This is a genomic window from Streptomyces sp. NPDC126503, assembly GCF_040302405.1.
Lineage (GTDB): Bacteria > Actinomycetota > Actinomycetes > Streptomycetales > Streptomycetaceae > Streptomyces > Streptomyces gulbargensis.
The window spans coordinates 242,319-261,926 of the sequence record NZ_JBEORS010000007.1; the positions used below are offsets into that span (position 1 = coordinate 242,319).

Consider the following 19,608-nt stretch of genomic DNA (forward strand, 5'->3'; position numbering starts at 1 on the left):
GCCGCCCGGCCGCCCCCTTCCGCCGTCCCCGTCCCGAAAGGACCCCGCCCATGACCTCCGCCCCGCTCGCCGCCGTCACCGGAGCCGAGGGCTTCATCGGCTCGCACCTCACCGAGGCGCTCGTCGCCTCGGGTCACCGGGTGCGGGCCATGGCCCAGTACAACTCCTTCTCCTCCTACGGCTGGCTGGAGACCCTCGCCCCCGACGTCCTGGACCAGGTGGAGATCGTCCTGGGCGACGTCCGCGACCCCGGCTCCGTGCGCGGCCTGCTCGAAGGCGCCGACTGCGCCTACCACCTGGCCGCGCTGATCGCGATCCCGTACTCGTACCAGGCGCCGCACAGCTACGTGGACACCAACGTCACGGGCACGCTCAACGTCCTGGAGGCGGTGCGCGCCCTCGGCACCCCCCGGCTGGTGCACACCTCGACCAGCGAGACCTACGGCACGGCGCGGACGGTTCCCATCACCGAGGACCATCCGATCAACACCCAGTCTCCGTACGCCGCTTCGAAGGCGGGCGGCGACCGGCTCGCCGACAGCTACCACGCCAGCTTCGGCACGCCGGTGGTCACCCTGCGTCCGTTCAACACCTTCGGGCCGCGCCAGTCGATGCGGGCGGTGATCCCCACCGTCATCGGACAGATCGCCGCCGGGGAGCGCACCCTGACCCTCGGAGACCTGCGCCCGACCCGGGACTTCACCTTCGTCGAGGACACCGCCCGGGCGTTCCTCGCCGTGGGCACGGCCGCCGCGGAGCGGGTCGTGGGCCGCACCTTCAACGCCGGGACGGGCGGCGAGATCTCCGTGGGCGACCTGGTCGCGCTCATCGGCAAGGTGATGGACGCGCCGCTGGACGTCCGCGAGGACCCCGCGCGGCTGCGGCCCGCCGCCTCCGAGGTGATGCGGCTGGTCGCGGACGCGACCCGGCTGACCGAGGCCACCGGCTGGCGGCCGGGCCACTCCCTGGAGGAGGGCCTGGCCCGGACCGCCGAGTGGTTCACCGACCCGGCCCATCTGGCCCGTTACAAGACCGGCATCTACAACATCTGACGTCCCGTCACCACCGCCTCGCCATCCGCTCCACCGGCACGCACCCCGCAGGAGGAATGCCATGCACGCTGTGATCCTGGCCGGAGGAAAGGGCGTGCGGCTGCGGCCGTACACCACCGCCCTTCCCAAGCCGCTCGTCCCGATCGGTGACGAGCACGCCATCCTGGAGATCGTGCTGCGGCAGCTGTCCACGGCCGGCTTCACCCACTGCACCCTCGCCATCGGCCACCTCGGCGAGATCATCCGCGCCTACGTCGGCGACGGCTCGCAGTGGGGCCTGAGCATCGACTACGCCACGGAGGAGAGCCCGCTCGGCACGATGGGCCCGCTGCTCAACCTGCGGGACCGGCTGCCGGAACACTTCCTGGTCATGAACGGGGACGTCCTCACCGATCTCGACTACGCGGACGTCCTGCGGCAGCACCGGCGTTCGGCGGCGCCGCTCACCATCGCCACCTACGCCCGCAAGGTGCACATCGACTTCGGGGTCCTCACCACGGCCGACAGCCGCGTGGTCGCCTTCACCGAGAAGCCCAGCATCGACTACCGGGTGTCGATGGGCGTCTACGGCGTCTCCCTCTCCACCCTCGACGCCTACACCCCCGGGCTGCCGCTCGGTTTCGACGAGCTGGTGCTCGACCTGCTCGCCGCGCACACCCCGCCGCACGCCTACGATTTCGACGGCTACTGGCTGGACATCGGCCGCCCCGACGACTACGACCGGGCGAACGCCGAGTTCACCAGTCGCAAGTCCCTGCTGCTCAAGGGAGCCTGAGTACCGATGCGCATCCTCCTCCTCGGCGCCGGCGGGTACCTGGGCGGCCATGTGGCCGAGCGGCTGCGGGCGCGCCCCGGCACCACGGTGCTCACCGGGGGCCGCTCCCCGGCGGCCGACGTGCCCGTGGACCTCGCCGCCGACCGTCCCCGTGCCCTGGCCCGGGTGCTCACGGCGGCGGCGCCCGACGCCGTCGTCAACTGCGCCGGCGCGACCGGTGGTGACGCCGTCCATCTCGCGGAGGTCAACGCGCGCGGCCCGGCCGCGCTGTGCGCGGCGCTGCGGGAGGCCGCGCCCGGCGCCCGGCTGGTCCACCTGGGCTCCGCCGCCGAGTACGGTCCGGGCGCCCCCGGCCGTCCGGCGGCGGAGTCCGACCCCTGCGCCCCCGCCGGGCCGTACGGGGCGACCAAGCTGGCCGGCACGGTGGCGGTGACGGCGTCCGGCCTGGACGCCGTGGTGCTCCGGGTCGGCAATCCGGTGGGGGCCGGGGCCCCGGAGACCGGACTGCCGGGCCGGGTCGCGGACCTCCTGGCAGGCCTGGCCGGTGCCGGGCCCGTAAGGGGGGCCGGGCCCGGGACGGAGGCGGAGCGGGTGCTGCGGTTGGGCGACCTGTCGGCGTACCGCGACTTCGTCGACGTACGGGACGTGGCGCGGGCGGTGGAGCTGGCGGTCACCGCCGCCGGTCCCGTACCACCCGTCCTGAACGTCTCGGGCGGCGAGGCCGTGCCCGTACGGGAGCTGGTGCGGAAGCTGGCGGACGCGGCCGGGTTCACCGGCCGGATCGACGAGGGGGACGGCGGCGGTTCCGACCGGTCCGCGCGGGTCTCCTGGCAGTGCTCCTCCGTCACCGCCGCCCGCGAGTCGCTCGACTGGCGGCCCGTGCACTCCCTCGGTGACTCGGCCGCCGCGCTGTGGGCGGCACGGTCACCGGCCCGCGCCCCCGAGGAGGTGGCCGCGCCGTGAACCTGCTGATCCCGCTGTACGTCCACCCCGCCGAGGACCCGGAGGCGTGGCGGCGGCTGATCACGGCGACCGAGCGGACCTACGGGGTGGTGATCAACCCGGCGAGCGGTCCGGGTGACGCGCCGGATCCGGCCTTCACCGCGGCGGCCCGGGCCCTGAGCGCGACCGGGGCACGGCTCCTCGGCTACGTGGACACCGACTACGGGATGCGCGGGACGGAGCGCGTCGTCGCCGACTGGCGGCGACACCGGGAGTGGTACGGGGTGGACGGCTGCTTCCTGGACCGGACGACCGCCCGGCGGGAGGGACTGGCGGAGTGCCGGCGCCTGGTGCGCGGGCTGCGCCGGGCCGGGGCCACGACCGTCGTCCTCAACCCCGGGGTCCACCCGGCCCCCGGCTACGCCCGGCTGGCCGACCTGACCGTCACCTTCGAGGGGCCGTGGTCCACGTACGTGTCCGGGTTCAGCCGGCCGGGGTGGGCGGCGCGGCCGTCCTCGGGCCGGCTGTGCCACCTCGTGTACGGGGTGCCGCGGCCGCTGGTGCCGCTCGCCGTGCGGACGGCGCGGGAGCGGGGAGCCGAGGTCTGCGGCCCGGTGACGGGGGAACTTCCCAACCCGTGGGCGGGGCTGACCCCCGCGCTGACGGAGGCGGAGCGGTGAACCGCCGGGGCGCCGCGGCGGCCGTCGTGGCGGTCCTGCTCCTGCTGACCGCGCTCGCGGGGTGCGCCGGGGCGGGTACGGAGCCGGGTGCGGGGGCGGGCTCGACGGCTCCCGCCCGTACGGCTCCGCCCGCCCGTACGGCTCCGCCCGACCGTACGGGCTCCCCCGACCGGAGCCCCGCCCCGGACGGAACGGCCTCGCCGGACGGTACGGTCCGGCCGGGGGGCACTCCGGCGACCGGGCGGAGGTGGCAGCCGCGGCCCGGTCTGAGCTGGCAGTGGCAGCTCGACGGCCGGGTGGACCCCTCGGTCGACGTGGCGGTGTACGACATCGACGGGTTCGAGAACAGTGCCGCCGACGTGGCCCGGCTGCACCGGGCCGGACGGAAGGTCATCTGTTACGTGAACGTCGGCGCCTGGGAGGACTTCCGCCCCGACCGCGACGCCTTCCCCCGGTCCGTCCTGGGCCGCCCCAACGGCTGGGACGGGGAGCGCTGGCTCGACATCCGCCGCCTGGCGGTGCTGCGCCCGCTCATGGAGCGGCGCTTCGACATGTGCCGCGACAAGGGGTTCGACGCGGTGGAGCCGGACCTGGTCGAGGGGTACGCGGACGACACCGGCTTCCCGCTGACGGCCCGGGACCAGCTCCGCTACAACCGTATGATCGCCGCCATCGCCCACGAGCGGGGTCTGGCGGTGGGCCTGAAGAACAACCTGGCCCAGATCCCCGTACTCGTCGACGACTTCGACTTCGCGGTCAACGAGGAGTGCGCGGAGTTCGGGGAGTGCGCCCTGCTCGAACCGTTCGTCGCCGCCGGGAAGGCCGTCTTCCACGTGGAATACACCCAGCCGGCCCACCGCTTCTGCCCCGAGGCCCGGGCCCTGCGACTGTCGTCCATGCTGAAGCACCCCGAACTCGGCGTCTGGCGCCGCCCCTGCTGACTTCGGGAGGCGAGCAGCGTCCACGTGCCGTTGGCGGGTTCGCCTGAGGCACCGACGGTGCGGGTGGCCTGGACGTGGTCCGTGCCGTCGTCGGAGTCGTACTCCTTGAGCAGGGAGGCCAGGCCGCACCTGGCCGTCGAGCAGGGATCTTCCCGGTGATCGACCGTGCCCTCCAGATCTGTGCGGCACCACGCGGGCCCTCACACCCTGGGCCTGCACCCCACAGGCCCCGACAGCGCCCGCCCCCGTGACGCCGGACACACCTGGGGAACGCCGAATCCCGTGCGTGTTAGCGTCCGGCCGTGACTCCCCAGGACCTCGACCTGCCCTCGCCTGCCGCGATGTCCCGGCTCGACCTGTTCGGAGACGAGTTCGTCCGCGACCCCTACCCCTGGCTGGACGCGTTGCGGGGCGACGCCCCCGTGCACCAGGACCCGGGCACCGGGCTGTGGCTGGTCAGCCGGTACGACGACATCCGGCGCGTCCTGCTGGACCCGGCGGTGTTCCACCCCGACAACGCGCAGGACGCCGTCACCCCGCTGCCCGTCGGCGTGCTGCGGGTACTGGCCCGGGCCGGCTTCAGGCTTGCGCCCGCGCTCGCCAACAACGGCACGGACAGCCACCATGGTCTGCGGCGCGTGGTCACCCGGTTCTTCAACGCCCAGCGCGTCGCCGCGGCCGTTCCCGTCATCGAGCGCGTCGCCGACGAGCTCCTCGACGCCGCGCAGCGGCGCCTCGCCTCGGCCGGCCACTGCGACCTGTTCGAGTCCTACGCCCAGATCCTGCCCTGCCGGGTGCTGATGGAGCTCCTCGGCATCGACGGCGTCGACCCCGCCACCCTGATCCGCTGGAGCGACGCCTCACTGGAACTGTTCTGGGGCAGGCCCACACCCGAGCGGCAGCTGGAACTGGCGGCTCTCGTCGGCGAGTTCCACCAGTGGCTCACCGCGACCGTGAGCGACGCTCCGGCGCGGCCCGGCAGCTTCGTCGAGGCGCTGAGCCGCCACCGCCTGCCGGACGGCCGACCGGTGGACGTCGGGACCGCGGTCGGCGCGTGCTTCTTCGTCTTCATCGCCGGCCAGTCCACCACCGGGCAGCTCATCTCCACCACGCTGCACCGGGCCCTGTCCGAGCCGGGCCTGTGGTCGCGCGCGGCCGACGAACAGGGCCTGGCCGAGGCGTGGGTGGAGGAGGTACTACGGCGCGAACCACCGGTGACCACCTGGCGGCGGGTGGCCGCCGAGCCCGTGACGCTCGGCGGTGTGCACGTCCCCGCCGGGGCACAGCTGTTGCTGATGCTCATGGGCAGCGGCTCGGACCCGGAGATGTTCGACGCCCCGGACCAGATGTGCCCGCACCGTGCCAACGCCCGCCACCACCTGTCCTTCGGCGTGGGGCGGCACCGCTGCCCGGGCGCCTCGTTGGCCCGGACGGAAGCCGCCGTCGCCCTCCGCGTCGCGGCCCGCCGCCTCCCCGACGCCCGTATCGCCCCGGCGGACGGGCGACCGCCGATCCTCGGCCTGCTGTCCTTCCGCGCTCCTCTACGAGTCCGGGTGACCGCCCAGCTGTATTGATCCGCGGCGTTGCTGACGCGGGTGATGGGCGGGTGTCCGTTGAGTGCGGTGTGGCAGCGGTGGTCGTTGTAGGTGTGGAGGAAGTCTGACCGAGCCGCTGTCCGCTCGTGGTGTGAGGTGGAGGGCCGCAGGTAGGCCCACTCGTCGAGCAGGGTGCGGTGCAGCCTGGACACCTCCACCACACCGGAGGTCTTCGCCATGATCAAGACCCAACCAGCGTGAACAACGCTCGTGAGCAATACACCTGGCGGCTCAGAGACCCGGGATCGCGTTCGCGGCGATGGCCCTGGCGTACCATCGGGCGCTGCGCTTCGGGGTCCGCAGTTGGGTGGCGTAGTCGACGTGGACGGCGCCGAAGCGCTTCTCGTATCCGTAGGCCCACTCCAAGTTGTCGAGCAGCGACCAGAGGAAGTAGCCGCGGACGTCCGCGCCGTCGGCGATGGCCCGGTGGACGGCCGCGAGGTGCTGGTGGAGGTAGTCGATCCGGTCGTGGTCGTTGATCCGGCCGTCCGCCGCGGGGACGTCGGGGAAGGCGGCGCCGTTCTCGGTGACTGCCAGCGGGAGGCCGGGGTGGGCGTGGGAGACGGCCGTCAGGAGGTCGTAGAGCCCGGTGGGGTCGATGGCCCAGCCCATGTCGGTGGTCTCGCCGGGCGGGCGGTGGAACAGGACGTGCTCGGAGCCGGGCCACGGCGAGTGGTCGCTCTCGCCGTGGGCGTGGTCGGTCGCGGGCGGTCCGGACCCGGGGCCGGAGACGATGGCGGGCGTGTAGTAGTTGACGCCCAGGAGGTCGATGGGGGTGCCGATGGCGGCCTCGTCGCCGGGCCTGACGAGGGCGTCCCAGTCGACGACGTGGGCGGTGTCGGCGAGGAGGTCGTCCGGGTATCCGCCGGAGAGCATCGGGCCGGTGAAGATGCGGTTGGCGACGGCGTCGATGCGGCGGGCCGCGTCGAGGTCGGCGGGGTCCGTGGTGAGCGGCCGGACCTGGTGGAGGTTGAGGGAGACCGCGACCCGGGCGTGGGCGGGCAGGGACGCGCGCAGGGCCGCGGTGGCGCGGCCATGGCCGAGGTTGAGGTGGTGGGCCGCGTGCAGGGCATGGACGAGCAGACGGACGCGAGCACACGGCGGAGCTTGATTCGCCGCGGGCGGGGGCCGGCGACCCGCCCGCGACACGGCCAGTCAGGCGCTGACGCGGACGACCAGGCGGGTGGGGAGGATCAGCGGGGTGGGGGCCTGTCCGTCGAGGAGCGCGACGAGCATGCGCGCCATCTCACGGCCGAGACCCTCTATGGGCTGGTGCACCGTGGTCAGCGGCGGATCGGCGATGCGGGCCACGGCCAGGTCGTCGAACCCGATCACGGCGACGTCGTCCGGGACGCGGCGGCCGGCCCCGCGCAGGGCGCGCAGCGCCCCCACACCCATGTTGTCGCTGGCGGCGAACACCCCGTCCAGGTCGGGGTGGCGCTCCAGCAGCGCGGCCATGCCCTCCGCTCCGCTCGGCTCGGTGAAGTCTCCGGCCTGCGGAGGATACGGTTCCAGGCCCGCCGCCAGCATCGCGTCCCGGTAGCCGCGGTGACGGGCTCGCCCCACCTCGGTGTCCAGGCGTCCGCAGATCGTGGCGACGCGGGTCCGGCCGAGCGAGATCAGGCGCTCGGTCGCCGCGCGCGCCCCGCCGGCGTTGTCGACGTCCACGTACCACCGGGGGTCTAAACCGACGGGGCGCCCGCCGAACACGACCGGCATCTCCGCCTCCTGCGCCATGCGGGCCAGTGGATCGTCCTCGCGCAGCGCCATGAGCATCACGCCGTCCGCGCCCTTGGACCGGAGCAGCTGCTCCACGCGCCTGCGCCCCCGGTCGGAGGCGGCCAGACACAGCATCAAGTGCAGGTCGGCGTCCTCCAGGGCCGCCGAGGCCCCCACGATCACCTGGGCGAAGAACGGATCCGCGAAAATCGACGGATCCTCCCCCGAGACGATCAGGGCGGCCGCGCCGGTCTGCCGGGTCGCGAGCGCCCGGGCGGTCGGGTTCGGTACGTAGCCGAGTCGGTGGACGGCCCGTTCGACCGCCTCGCGTTTGGCGGGGCTGACGTGCGGGGCGTTGTTGAGCACACGCGAGGCCACCGACCTTGAGACTCCGGCCAGTTCGGCCACCTCCTCGAGGGTCGACTGCCGGCGCGGCATATCTCCGGCCATGATCCGCCTTCCTGTCGTGGCCTGAACGCCTGGAAGGCTGGAAGCGCTTCCAGTTCCAGAACTGTAAAGGGTGATCACCGTCATGTGAAGTGTCGGTTACGCGAGGCCACTTGACAGTGACGATCAGCGGAACACACGATACGGCCACGCCCCGGACCTACCGACCGCAGGACTGGAACCGCTTCCAATGGGAGCGCTCCCAAGGGTCTCGTACGTCCGAGGCGCGCTGGTGTCCCCGAGGTCGGAGCCACGGCCTCACCGGGGACCTCGTACCACCGCACTTCCTCAGTGCGCCGCACCGCTCGGGACGAGAGCGGTGCGACGCGTCCGCCGTCAGGAAACCGAGGTACAGCCATGCGCCGCCGAATCCGCGCCCTCGTCGCAGCCCTCTCCGCGCTGCCGTTGGTGCTCGTCATCGCCCCGACCGCCCACGCGGCGGACCCCACCACCATGACCAGCGGGTTCTACGTGGACCCCAACTCCAGTGCGAAGAAGTGGGTCGCCGCCAACCCCGGCGACGGACGCACCCCCGCGATCAACACGTCCCTCGCCAACACGCCCATGGCCCGCTGGTTCGGCTCCTGGAGCGGCACCATAGGCACCGCGACCGGCGCGTACGTCGGCGCGGCGGACCAGCAGGACAAGCTGCCCATCCTGGTCGCGTACAACATCCACCTCCGCGACTCGTGCGGCGGGCACTCCGGCGGCGGCGCCTCGTCGCCCTCCGCCTACGCGTCCTGGATCGCCCAGTTCGCCGGCGGGGTCGCGGGCCGCCCGGCCGTCGTCCTCCTCGAACCCGACTCCCTCGCGGACTACGGCTGCCTGACCCCGACCCAGGTCCGCGAACGCCAGGGCATGATCAGCGGCGCCGTCGCCGAGTTCAACCGCCAGGCACCGAACACCTGGGTCTACCTCGACGCCGGCAACCCCGGCTGGATCAGCGCGGCGACGATGGCCCAGCGCCTCCACGACGCCGGACTCCGGCAGGCACACGGCTTCTCCCTCAACATCTCGAACCACTACACCACCACTCAGAACACCGCCTACGGCAACGCCGTCAACGGCGAACTGGCCGCCCGTTACGGCTACACCAAACCGTTCGTCGTCGACACCAGCCGCAACGGCAACGGCTCGAACGGCGAGTGGTGCAACGCCGCCGGCCGCCGCATCGGCACGCCCACCCGGCTCGGCGGCGGCGCCGAGATGCTGCTGTGGATCAAGGCGCCCGGCGAATCCGACGGCAACTGCGGCGTCGGGACCGGCTCCACGGCCGGCCAGTTCCTCCCGGAGGTCGCCTACAAGATGATCTACGGCTACTGACATCCGACTCCTGTGGCCCGGACTCCGCCGCCCCGCGACCGGGCCACAGGTATCACCCCCGTCCCTCCGACCAGGAGCCCCCATGAAGCCACGCACCCTACGGCGCCGTGCGACCGCCGCCCTCGCGGCACTCGCGGCCTGCGCCGCCCTCACCGCGACGCAGGGGCAGGCGCAGGCCGCACCCACCACGGACCCGCTCACCCCTGCCACCCGCTTCTACGTGGACCCGGAGAGCAAGGCCGCCAAGCAGGCGCTCACCGACCTCCGGAACGGCGACCTCACGAACGCCGTGAACATGGCCCGGCTCGCGAGCTGGCCGCAGGCCGAGTGGTTCACCGAGGGCACGCCCGACGAGGTCCGGGCCAAGGTGAGGGGCCTCGTCCGCGAGGCCCGGGTGGTGAACCGCACCCCCGTCCTGGTCGCGTACAACGTCCCGGGCCGCGACTGCTCCCAGTACTCCAGCGGCGGCGCCGCGTCCTCCGCCGCCTACCGGCAGTGGATCGACGCCTTCGCCGCCGGCATCGGCGACAGCAAGGCCGTTGTCGTGGTCGAACCCGACGGCCTGGCGCTCCTCCCGAACGACTGCGGGCCGGACGTCGACCCGACCGGCGAGCTCACGGCGACCCGCGTCGCCGACCTCGCCTACGCGGTCAGGACCCTCAAGTCCAAGGCCCGCACCGCGGTCTACCTCGACGCGGGCAACGTCCTGTGGCGACCCGTCGGCGAGATGGCCCGGCGGCTGCTCGACGCCGGGGTCCGGGACAGCGACGGCTTCGCCCTCAACGTCTCCAACACCCACCCCACCGACCACAACGCGCGCTACGGCACCTGGATCGCCAAGTGCATGTGGTACGCCACCGAGGGGCCCGAGCACGCCCGCGGCCACACCGACTGGTGCGCCACCCAGTACTACTCGGCCGCCGCGCCCAACGACGGCGCCCCGGGCAACGCGGTCGACTCCGCCGACCCCGCCACCTGGCGCTGGACCGACGCCTGGTACGACCAGGCCATGGGCACCCCGCCCGCGGACGCGCTGGAGCACTTCGTCATCGACACCAGCCGCAACGGTCTGGGCGCCTGGACCCCGGAGCCCGGCAAGTACACCGGCGACCCGGAAATCTGGTGCAACGCGCCCGGCCGCGGCCTCGGCCCGCGCCCGACCGCCGACACCGGTGTCCCGCTCGTCGACGCCTACCTGTGGATCAAGATCCCCGGCGAGTCCGACGGCAGCTGCACGCGCAACACCGGCGGCACGATCGACCCCGAGTACGGCATCGTCGACCCGCCGGCCGGCACCTGGTGGCCCGACCAGGCCCACACCCTGGCCCGCAACGCGGCCCCGCGGTTGACCTTCAACCGCTGATGCCCGCTCCTCCCGCGCCCGGTCCCGGGCGGGCTCCCGCCCGGGACCGGAGCAGGTGAGGCCGCGTGCGCACCGCCGCCGTCACGACCGCTGAGGGTGGACGGCGGGCGTCACTCATCTCCGCTCCAGATCCCCGACCACACGGCCTCGGTGAGGTAAGGCCACGGCCAGGGGCCGAGCAGCCCCCGCCCCTGCATCGACTCGACAGAGAAAACCCCAGGTCAGCGCACCCTACCCCGCGCCTTCAGCCGGTTCGCCGGGACCTCCGGCGCGTTCAGCCGGCCCCCGTCGTACCCCTTCACCTCGCCGAAGCGGTCGGACGTCATCCAGTCCTCCCTCGCTTTCCGGATCTCCTCGTCCGTGCGGCCGACGAAGTTCCACCACATGACGATCTCCTCCGCGAAGGGTTCGCCGCCGAGGAGCATCAGGCCGGCGTCCGAGGCGGCCCGGAGGGGGAGGGCGGTTCGGCCGCAGCCGAGGTAGAGCATGGAGCCGGGGAGGACGGGGACGCCGTCGACGTCGGTCTCGCCGGACATGGAGAGGACGGCGTACTCGAAGTCGGGGTCGAGGGGGAGGCGGGTCTCCGTGCCCGCCGTGAGGGCGAGGTCGGCGCCGACGAGCGGGGTGTAGGTGGTGCCCGGGGAGGTGGCGCCGTCGAGGGAGCCGAGGAGGACGGTGGCCGTCAGGCCGGGGGCGGTGACCCGGGGGAGGTCGGCGTGGTGCTGGAAGTGGGGTTCCACGTGGCGGTGGGTGTCGGGGAGGGCGACCCACAGCTGGGCGCCGTGCAGGTGGCGGGCGTGCGGGCGGGGGCTCTCCTCGGAGTGGGAGATGGCCCGGCCGGAGGTCATGAGGCCCAGTTCGCGCGGGCGGATGGTCTGGAGGCTGCCGGTGGAGTCGCGGTGCAGGACCTCGCCCTCGTGGAGCCAGCTCACGGTCTGCAGTCCCATGTGGGGGTGGGGTGGGACCTGCATGCCGGGCTCGTCCGCGATGTCGTCGGGGCCGTAGTGGTCGACGAAGACCCAGGCGCCGACCATGCGGCGCCCCAGGTTGGGCAGGAGCCGGCGGACCTCGGTCGACTCGCCGAGGCGGACGTGGCGCGGGCTGAGGAGCTCCCGTACCGGCTCGGCGACGACGAAGCCACGACCGCCGCAGACGGTCAGCGAGGCCTGACGCTCAAGATTGCTCATGACGCTCCACCCATTCTTAGTGGAATGTTCAACCAATGGCTCGTGTTGAACCGATCGACCACCTGCCAGGGTGGCAGATCCGGAACCCCGGAAGGGGAGAGCAGTGAGCGACACGTACTACGAGTTCGGAACGGCCGGGGAGCGCTGGGACCGGGCCCGTCTGTTCTTCGACGCCAAGGAGTACGGAACCGCCGTCTGCATCCTGCGCGGCCTCGTGGCCGAGCACCCGGACCAGACGGCGCAGCGGCTCCTCCTCGCCCGTGCCTACTACCACTCCGCCCAGCTCTCCCGGGCCGAGGCGGAGCTCCGCGAGATCCTGGAGCGCGACCCGGTCGAGCAGTACGCCCGCCTCATGCTCGGGCGCACGCTGGAGCGCCAGGGGCGCGCGGACGAGGCGGCGCCGCACCTCCGGATGGCCGCCGCCATGGCCGGCGAGCTGCCGTCCTGACACGGAACTGATACCCCCACGCGGTATGGTCGGTCCCGGAGGTCCTGATCATGTGGGGAGGCCGGGCCCGGCACGGGCGACGAGCGGGAGGTGCCCTGGCGCACCTGCTGCTCGTCGGCCTGCTCGCGCTCGGCGTCTTCATGATGCATTCCACCGGGCACCCCGAGGGCTCCGGGACGGGAGCGGATCCGGGAGCGGCCGCCGCCCACTCCCCCGGCACGGCCGCTCATCACGGCGGCACCACGACCGACCTCCACACCGAGGACACGGCCGACAGGCACCACCCGGGCGCGCCGGACGCCGGGCACGGAACCGGCACGGGGATGGACATGACCACGCTCTGCGTGGCCGTCCTCGCCGGCTGGCTGCTCGCGGGCTTCGTCCGCGCGGCACTGCGCCGCCGCACCGACTGGCTGCACCTCCTCCACGCGCACCGCACCCGAGCGGCGGGACCCCACGCGCCGCCCCGCCGCCCTCCCGACCTCGCCGAACTGTCCGTCCTGCGGATCTAGGCCGTTGACCCCCGCACGCTCCACGCGCGCCCCGCGCCGCGTGGGCTGCCCCGGCCCGCCCTCATCGATCCGTACGACCCAGTTCACGAGGTATCACCATGCGTTCCCTGACCCCTCGCACCACCGAGGCCCCTCGCGCCCGCCGCACCCGGCGGACGCCCGCGCTGATCGGCGCCGTCCTGTCGGCCGGGCTGTTGCTCGCCGCCTGCGGCACCGACGACGCGGCGAAGGACACCCACCACGGCGGTACGTCCGCGGCGGCGACGTCCACCGCCACGCCGAGCGCGACGGCCGCCCCCACCGCCGGGACCGGCACCAGCTCGGGCACGGCCGCCCCGGGGCCCTTCAACGACGCGGACGTGATGTTCGCGCAGATGATGATCCCGCACCACCAGCAGGCACTGGAGATGGCGCGACTGGCCGACGGCCGCGCCGAGGGCCCCGGGGTCAAGAAGCTGGTCGCCGCGATCGAGCGGGCGCAGGACCCGGAGATCCGGAAGATGCGCGACTGGCTGAAGGAGTGGGGCGAGCCGGAGTCCGCCCCCATGGACCACGGGAGCGGCCACGGCATGTCCGGCATGATGACCGAGCAGCAGATGAAGCAGCTCGCCGCCGCGAAGGGCAAGGCTTTCGACCGCCTCTTCGCCGAGCTGATGATCGCCCACCACGACGGCGCCGTCGACATGGCGCGGCAGGAGCGGCGCGACGGTCGCAACGCCACGGCCAAGCGGCTCGCCGACGACGTCGTCCGGACCCAGTCCGCCGAGATCGCCGAACTGCGGAAGATCCTCGACCGGCTCTGACCGAAACGCCGCAGGGGCGGTCCGTGCCTGACGGCGCGGGCCGCCCCCGTTCCGGCACCGCCCCCGTCTCCGTACCGCCCGTCTCACTCCCCCGGGGCGTGGACGGCGAGCGGGCGTCCCCGCTCCGCGACGATCTCGCCGCCGACGACGACGGTCTCGGCCACCGTGCCCGGGATCTCCTCCGGCGCGATCCGGAGGATGTCGCGGGAGAGGACGACGAAGTCGGCGAGCTTGCCCACGGTCAGCGAGCCGCGGTCCCGCTCGAGGAAGTTCGCGTAGGCGGAGCCCATGGTGTAGCCCTCGACGGCGGCGGCGACGTCGATCGTCTCGCTCTCCGTCCAGGGCTCGCCGCCGCCGACCGGGCGGCGGGTGACGGCGGCGTGGATGCCGACCATGGGGTCCATCTCGGCGACGTTCCAGTCGCTGGAGAGGGCGAGGACGGCGCCGGCCTCGCGCAGGCTGCGCAGCGGCCAGGCCTTGTGCCAGCGGTCGGGGCCGATGTTCTCGGCCCAGTCCTGGCCCGGTCCCGCGATGTCGGGTGCGGCGTGGCGCGGCTGCATGCAGGCCACGACGCCGAGTTCGGCGAAGCGCGGGGTGTCGGCCGGGTCGAGGCACTCCACGTGGACGATCTGGTGGCGGGCGTCCCGGGACCCGTTGACGGCGCGGGCGCGGGCGACGGCGTCGAGGACGGTACGGATGCCCCGGTCGCCGGTCGCGTGGACGAAGCACTGGAAGCCGCGCGCGTCGAGGCGGGTGAGGAGCCCGGCGAACTCCTCGGGCGGGTAGAAGGTGTCGCCCCGGTGGTGGGCGCAGCCCGCGTACGGCTCCAGGAGCGCCGCGGTACGCGGTTCCACCACGTCGTCGATGTACAGCTTGAGCGGGCCGACGCGCAGCCGGTCGTCCGCGTACCGCCGGGCCGCTTCCTCGAAGGCGTCCAGGTCGGCGTCGGTGGTGCCGCGCGGATGGAAGAGGGCGGCGACGATCCGGGAGCGCAGCCGGCCCTCGGCGCGGGCGCGCCGGAAGAGGGCGAGGTCGTCCAGGGAGTTCTGCGGTTCGACGACGGTGGTGATGCCGTAGCCGATGGCGTCGTCGAGGCTCTTGGCCAGGCGGCCGTACTGACGGTCGGGCGAGGCCCAGGGGACGCCGAGGTCGCGCAGGGCGCGGTGGCCTTCGCGCGAGAGCCCCTTGACCGCGAAGTCCCTCACGAATCCGGTCGGTTCACCGGTGTGCGGATCGGTGACGGCCCGGCCGAAGGGCAGGTCGGTACGGTCCCGGGTGACGCCGAGGCGGCGCAGGGCCGCGGTGTTGAGCCAGGCGGTGTGCACGTCGTAGCTGAGGACGATCGCGGGGGTGCCGCCGGTGACGGGGTCGAGGTCGGGGGCGGTCGGCATGCGCCCGCCGGGCACGGCGGAGTAGTCGAAGCCCTCGGCCTCGATCCAGGGGGCGTCCGGATGGGCGGCGCGCCAGTCGGCGATCCGGGCGCGGACGGCGTCGAGGGTCCGGGCGCCCGCGAGTTGCACGCACGCGTCGTCGGAGCCGAGACGGACGTGGTTGTGGGCGTCGATGAAACCGGGCAGGACCAGTCGGCCGTCCGCGTCGATGACCCGCGTGGCAGGACCGGTGTGCCCGGACGCGTCGGCGGCCGGACCGAGCCACACGATGCGCCCGTCGCGGACGGCGAGGGCCTCCGCCTCGGGCAGGCCGGGGTCGACGGTGTGGATGCGGGCGCCGGTGAGGACGAGGTCGGCGGGGGTGGCGCGGTTCACGTGGCAGAGCTCCGGGTCGTACGGGAGGGGAACGGAGGGCGAGGAGGGACGGGCCGGGGCGGGGTGAGGCCGGTGCGGCTCCCGCAGGCGGGGCGCGGCAATCCGGGTCCGGGGGATGCGCGCTCAGGCGTCGCGGGGCGCCGGAGCGACGGTGCCGCGGGCGAGGAGGACGTACACCAGGGCGGCGACGGGGGCGCCGAGCAGGGTCAGGTCGGCGCCGCCCAGCGGGGCGACCAGAGGGCCGGTCCAGAGTGCGGAGTCGCAGGTGAGCGCGGCGAACAGCATGCCGGCGAGGAGGGCGGTGCCCCCGGCCGGATGCCAGCCCGCGCGGTACCAGTAGGCGCCGCCCGCGCCCGCGTGGAGGGCGGCCGGGTCGTAGGCGCAGCGGCGCAGCACCATGTCGGCGAGGAAGACGCCGCCCCAGGGCGCGAAGACGATGATCAGGAGGGAGAGGAAGGAGAGCAGCGAGGTGGTGAAGTCGGTGAGGAAGAGGGCGCCGAGCGAGCCGGCGGCGGTGACGCCGGCGCTGATGAGGAGGGCGCGGGCGCGGCTCCACGGGATGCCGAGGACCTGGAGGTTCAGGCTGGAGGAGTAGAGGGTGATGATCGAGTTGGTGACCGAGCCGCCGAGGACCAGGGCGAGGAAGAGGGGCTGGAACCAACCGGGGAGCAGGCTCTCGGTGCCCGCCACGGCGTCGGTCATGTCGGTCTGCGTCGCGGCGGCGACGCCCGCGACGCCGAGGGCGACGGAGGAGAGGAAGCCGCCGAGGGCGCCGCTCCAGGTGACCGCCCGCAGGGAGGTGGCCCGGGGCAGGTAGCGGGTGTAGTCGGCGGGCATGGGCAGGTACGAGAAGGGGCCGGCGAGCATGACGACGAGGGCGAGGCTCCAGCCGGCGGCCCCGGGCGCGGCCGAGGGGGCCGCGGTGTCCGCGCCGGGCAGCAGGAGCACGAGGAGGACGGCGAAACCGGCGGCCAGGACGTAGGCCGTCCAGCGTTCGGCGAACTGCACGGTGGCGTGGCCCCACAGGGCGACCGCGAAGGTCAGCGTGAGGGTGACGGCGAGGGCGAGCGCGCGGGCCGGGGGTCCGCCGGCCCAGCCGAGGTCGGCGAGGAAGGCCTCCAGGGCGAGGGTGCCGACGACCGTGTTGACGATGGTGTAGCCGATGCTGACGACCCAGTTGAGGAGTCCGGCGGGCCAGTTGCCCCGGACGCCGAAGGCGGCACGGGAGATGACGAGGGTGGCGGTGCCGGTGCGGACGCCGGCGAGGCCGGCCGCGCCGATGACGGCGAAGGACAGGCCGCCGAGGACGACGACGGCGGTGGCCTGCCAGAAGGAGAGGCCGAAGGCGACGGCGAGGGCGCCGTTGATGACGTAGGTGAAGGTGAGGTTGGAGCCGAACCAGAGCCAGAAGACGTCCTTGGCGCTGCCGTGGCGTTCGTCGTCGGGGATGGGGTCGATGCCGTGCTTCTCGACCTGGAACACCTCGTCCCGGCCCGTGGTCGCGGGCTCCGCCCGCGTCGGCTCGTGTCCGAGCACACCGCACCTCCCTCGCTCGACACCATCTTGAATGGCGTTCTAAGTCTTTGAATGGCATTCAAGATGGGTGACGGTGGCTCCCACGTCAAGAGCGGGGACGCCGCGCGTTAGGGTCGGTCACGCGAGCGGCCCGGGCCCCGGGGCGGCACGGAGCGAAAGGGCGGTGGCGGCGGCGATGGGACGGACGAGGGCGGCGGCGGCGAAGCCGGCCGCCGGAGCGCCCGGGGCGGAGGGAACGCCCGCGGGGGCGGGGGCGGAGCCGTCGCCCACAACGCCCACCAGGACGGCAGCGGAGCGGGCCGCGCCGGGCGCCGGCGCGCGGGCCGGACGACGGCGCGACGGGAGCGTGACGCAGGAGCGGATGCTGGAGGAGGCCATGGCGGCGATCGCCGAGGACGGCCTCGCCTCGCTCACCATGTCCGCCCTCGCCGAACGGCTCGGCACCAGCGGCGGGCACATCCTGTACTACTTCGGCAGCAAGGACCTGTTGCTGCTGGCCGCGCTGCGCTGGAGCGAGGCGCTCCTCGCCGGGGAACGACGGGCCCTGCTGGCCCGGCGGATCACGGCCGAGCGCAAGCTCGACCTGTTCCTGCGGCTCTACCTGCCGCGCGGGCCGCGCGACCCGCGCTGGACCCTGTGGATCGAACTGTGGGCCCGTACGGCGGGCAACGCCTCGCTGCGCGCGGCCCAGGACGAGCTGGACGAGGGCTGGCGGCGGGACCTGGAGTCACTGCTCGCGGCCGGCGTCGCCCGGAAACGCTTCGCGCCGCTGGACGTTCCGGCCCGTGCCTCCGAACTGCTGGCGCTGCTCGACGGGTTGAGCACCCGTGTGGTGATCGGCCAGGAGTCCGGGCGGGATCCGCGGCCCGCCCTGGAAGCGGCCCGCGCGGCGGCCCGCGCCCTGGTGCCGCCCCACCCGGACGGGACGGGCGACACCAAGGCACCGCACGGGCGGGGCGGGTGACGGGGGATCAGCCGCGGTACGCCTCCAGCAGCCGCAGCCAGGCCTCGCTGAGCGTGGGATAGGACGGGACGGCGTGCCAGAGACGGGCGACGGGGACCTCCGCCGTCACGGCGACGGTGGCCGAGTGGAGGAGCTCCCCGATGCCGGGGCCGACGAAGGTGGCGCCGAGCACGATCTCGCGTTCGAGGTCGACGACCATGCGGGCGTGGCCCCGGTAGCCGTCCGCGTACAGGCCGGCGCCGGCGACCTGCGTCATGTCCAGGTCCACGGCCCGGACGCGGTGCCCGGCCCGCTCCGCCTCCGCGAGCGTGAGCCCCACGGCCGCCGCCTCCGGATCCGAGAACACCACCTGGGGAACCGCCGCGTGGTCGGCGGTGGCGGCGTGGGCGCCCCAGCGGCCCGTGTCGAGGTCGGTGCTGCCGCTCGCGCGGGCGGCGATGGCCGCGCCCGCGATCCGGGCCTGGTACTTCCCCTGGTGGGTGAGGAGGGCGCGCCGGTTGACGTCGCCGACGGCGTAGAGCCAGTCGCTGCCGGAGACCTGCAAACTGTCGTCGACGTCGAGCCAGGAGCCCGGTTCGAGGCCGACGGTCTCCAGGCCGAGGTCGTCGGTGCGCGGGGCCCGGCCGGTGGCGAACAGCACCTCGTCGCCCTCGATCCGCGCACCGTCCTCCAGGACCACGGTCACGGGACCGGTGTCCCCCTCGCGCTCCACCGCGGAGACCGAGGCGCCGGTGCGGATGTCGGCGCCGCGAGCGGCCAGCGCCTCGGCGACGTGTTCCCCGACGAACGGCTCCATGCGCGGCAGCAGTCCCCCGCCCCGTACCAGCACCGTCACGCGGGCTCCGAGGGCCTGCCAGGCGGTGGCCATCTCCACGCCGACCACGCCTCCGCCGACCACGATCAGCCGGCCGGGCACCTCGTCCGCGCTGGTGGCCTCCCGGCTGGTCCAGGGGCGGGCGTCCGCCAGGCCCGGCAGTTCGGGCAGGAGGGCGCGACTGCCGGTGCACACGGCGACGGCGTGGCGGGCGGTGAGGACCTCGCGCCCGCCGTCGGGGCGGACGAGGGTGACCCGGCGGGGGCCGTCGAGCCGCCCGTGGCCCCGGTGGACGCGGACGCCGATCGAGTCCAGCCAGTCCACCTGGCCGCCGTCCTTCCAGTGGCCGACGGTGGCGTCCCGGTGCGCCAGGACCTCGCGCGCGTCGAGCGGCCCGCCGACGGCGCCGCGCAGACCCGGGACCTTCCGGGCGTCGGAGCGGGCGAGAGCCGGGCGGAGCAACGCCTTGCTGGGCATGCAGGCCCAGTAGGAGCACTCGCCGCCGATCAGTTCGCTCTCCACGATCGCCGCGCTCAGGCCCGCGGCCCGCACCCGGTCGACGACGTTCTCGCCGACCGGGCCCGCGCCGATGACCACCACGTCGTAGGTGTGCTCGTGCCGCTGTTCGTCACCGGGGGTGTCCGTCACCGTTCGTGTCATGGGCCCAGTCTGGTGGAGGTCGCCGGAATAGCGCGACCGGATCCGCCGTTGTGCGGGGCGTGTCCCCAGGGGACCGTGAGG

General features: G+C 73.9%; 18 protein-coding genes and 2 pseudogenes. 12 read left to right on the forward strand and 8 right to left on the reverse strand.

The window, feature by feature from the left end:
- Nucleotides 1-50 precede the first annotated feature (50 nt).
- The 6 genes from ABTY40_RS12540 (at nucleotide 51) to ABTY40_RS12565 (ending at nucleotide 5,964) form a co-directional block, all read left to right on the forward strand.
- Nucleotides 51-1,052 carry a GDP-mannose 4,6-dehydratase gene (locus tag ABTY40_RS12540; protein WP_345277494.1) on the forward strand — a complete coding sequence of 334 codons (1,002 nt, stop codon included), beginning with the start codon at nucleotides 51-53 and terminating at the stop codon, nucleotides 1,050-1,052.
- A 61-nt stretch (nucleotides 1,053-1,113) separates the two neighbouring features.
- Complete coding sequence (locus ABTY40_RS12545) at nucleotides 1,114-1,827, forward strand: nucleotidyltransferase family protein (protein ID WP_352059511.1); 714 nt, start codon at nucleotides 1,114-1,116, stop codon at nucleotides 1,825-1,827.
- 6 nt (nucleotides 1,828-1,833) lie between these two features.
- Nucleotides 1,834-2,790, forward strand: coding sequence for an NAD-dependent epimerase/dehydratase family protein (locus ABTY40_RS12550; RefSeq protein ID WP_352059512.1), 957 nt, complete (start codon nucleotides 1,834-1,836; stop codon nucleotides 2,788-2,790).
- Nucleotides 2,787-3,449 (forward strand): spherulation-specific family 4 protein, encoded by a 663-nt coding sequence (locus ABTY40_RS12555; protein WP_352059513.1) that lies wholly within the window; start codon nucleotides 2,787-2,789, stop codon nucleotides 3,447-3,449. Before ABTY40_RS12550 ends, ABTY40_RS12555 begins: the two co-directional genes overlap by 4 nt.
- Nucleotides 3,446-4,390, forward strand: coding sequence for an endo alpha-1,4 polygalactosaminidase (locus tag ABTY40_RS12560; RefSeq protein ID WP_352059514.1), 945 nt, complete (start codon nucleotides 3,446-3,448; stop codon nucleotides 4,388-4,390). The genes ABTY40_RS12555 and ABTY40_RS12560 overlap by 4 nt, the downstream gene beginning before the upstream one ends.
- 302 nt (nucleotides 4,391-4,692) lie before the next feature.
- On the forward strand, nucleotides 4,693-5,964 hold the full coding sequence (locus ABTY40_RS12565; RefSeq protein ID WP_352059515.1) for a cytochrome P450: 1,272 nt from the start codon (nucleotides 4,693-4,695) through the stop codon (nucleotides 5,962-5,964).
- On the opposite strand, the pseudogene ABTY40_RS12570 reads toward ABTY40_RS12565, so the two are convergent.
- From ABTY40_RS12570 to ABTY40_RS12580, 3 genes and pseudogenes are all read right to left on the reverse strand, one after another.
- Nucleotides 5,958-6,197 (reverse strand): annotated as a pseudogene (locus ABTY40_RS12570) (integrase core domain-containing protein); the annotation flags it as partial. The gene ABTY40_RS12565 and the pseudogene ABTY40_RS12570 overlap by 7 nt on opposite strands.
- A gap of 19 nt (nucleotides 6,198-6,216) precedes the next feature.
- Nucleotides 6,217-7,056, reverse strand: a pseudogene (locus ABTY40_RS12575) (glycoside hydrolase family 1 protein); the annotation flags it as partial.
- An 84-nt stretch (nucleotides 7,057-7,140) separates the two neighbouring features.
- Entirely contained in the window at nucleotides 7,141-8,154 is a 1,014-nt protein-coding gene (locus tag ABTY40_RS12580) for a LacI family DNA-binding transcriptional regulator (RefSeq protein WP_352059516.1), read from the reverse strand.
- Nucleotides 8,155-8,508: 354 nt separating this feature from the next.
- Between ABTY40_RS12580 and ABTY40_RS12585 the strand changes: the two genes are divergently transcribed.
- Complete coding sequence (locus tag ABTY40_RS12585; protein ID WP_352059517.1) at nucleotides 8,509-9,474, forward strand: glycoside hydrolase family 6 protein; 966 nt, start codon at nucleotides 8,509-8,511, stop codon at nucleotides 9,472-9,474.
- 82 nt (nucleotides 9,475-9,556) lie between these two features.
- Nucleotides 9,557-10,837: a glycoside hydrolase family 6 protein gene (locus tag ABTY40_RS12590; protein ID WP_352059518.1), complete on the forward strand. Its 1,281-nt coding sequence runs from the start codon at nucleotides 9,557-9,559 to the stop codon at nucleotides 10,835-10,837.
- A 221-nt stretch (nucleotides 10,838-11,058) separates the two neighbouring features.
- Here the strand turns inward: ABTY40_RS12590 and ABTY40_RS12595 are convergent, their stop codons facing one another.
- The gene (locus ABTY40_RS12595; RefSeq protein ID WP_352059519.1) at nucleotides 11,059-12,024 is read right to left on the reverse strand and encodes a pirin family protein; all 966 of its coding nucleotides are present in this window, start codon (nucleotides 12,022-12,024) and stop codon (nucleotides 11,059-11,061) included.
- Nucleotides 12,025-12,127: 103 nt separating this feature from the next.
- Here ABTY40_RS12595 and ABTY40_RS12600 point away from each other — a divergent pair, with 103 nt between their 5' ends.
- The 3 genes from ABTY40_RS12600 (at nucleotide 12,128) to ABTY40_RS12610 (ending at nucleotide 13,787) form a co-directional block, all read left to right on the forward strand.
- The gene (locus tag ABTY40_RS12600) at nucleotides 12,128-12,472 is read left to right on the forward strand and encodes a tetratricopeptide repeat protein (protein WP_352059520.1); all 345 of its coding nucleotides are present in this window, start codon (nucleotides 12,128-12,130) and stop codon (nucleotides 12,470-12,472) included.
- A gap of 50 nt (nucleotides 12,473-12,522) precedes the next feature.
- A complete protein-coding gene (locus ABTY40_RS12605) occupies nucleotides 12,523-12,984 on the forward strand; it encodes a DUF6153 family protein (RefSeq protein WP_352059521.1) in 462 nt (153 codons plus the stop codon).
- Between the two features lie 98 nt (nucleotides 12,985-13,082).
- Nucleotides 13,083-13,787 carry a DUF305 domain-containing protein gene (locus tag ABTY40_RS12610; protein ID WP_352059522.1) on the forward strand — a complete coding sequence of 235 codons (705 nt, stop codon included), beginning with the start codon at nucleotides 13,083-13,085 and terminating at the stop codon, nucleotides 13,785-13,787.
- Nucleotides 13,788-13,870: 83 nt separating this feature from the next.
- Here ABTY40_RS12610 and ABTY40_RS12615 read toward each other — a convergent pair whose 3' ends face one another.
- From ABTY40_RS12615 to ABTY40_RS12625, 3 genes are all read right to left on the reverse strand, one after another.
- Entirely contained in the window at nucleotides 13,871-15,553 is a 1,683-nt protein-coding gene (locus ABTY40_RS12615; protein WP_352059523.1) for an amidohydrolase, read from the reverse strand.
- A gap of 123 nt (nucleotides 15,554-15,676) precedes the next feature.
- Nucleotides 15,677-17,089: a purine-cytosine permease family protein gene (locus ABTY40_RS12620; RefSeq protein WP_352059524.1), complete on the reverse strand. Its 1,413-nt coding sequence runs from the start codon at nucleotides 17,087-17,089 to the stop codon at nucleotides 15,677-15,679.
- Nucleotides 17,090-17,206: 117 nt separating this feature from the next.
- Nucleotides 17,207-17,467 (reverse strand): hypothetical protein, encoded by a 261-nt coding sequence (locus ABTY40_RS12625; RefSeq protein WP_352059525.1) that lies wholly within the window; start codon nucleotides 17,465-17,467, stop codon nucleotides 17,207-17,209.
- Here ABTY40_RS12625 and ABTY40_RS12630 point away from each other — a divergent pair.
- Nucleotides 17,451-18,053, forward strand: coding sequence for a TetR/AcrR family transcriptional regulator (locus tag ABTY40_RS12630; RefSeq protein WP_352059526.1), 603 nt, complete (start codon nucleotides 17,451-17,453; stop codon nucleotides 18,051-18,053). The two genes, ABTY40_RS12625 and ABTY40_RS12630, sit on opposite strands and share 17 nt — an antisense overlap.
- A 7-nt stretch (nucleotides 18,054-18,060) precedes the next feature.
- On the opposite strand, the gene ABTY40_RS12635 is transcribed toward ABTY40_RS12630, so the two are convergent.
- On the reverse strand, nucleotides 18,061-19,527 hold the full coding sequence (locus tag ABTY40_RS12635) for a dihydrolipoyl dehydrogenase family protein (protein WP_352059527.1): 1,467 nt from the start codon (nucleotides 19,525-19,527) through the stop codon (nucleotides 18,061-18,063).
- Nucleotides 19,528-19,608 lie beyond the last annotated feature (81 nt).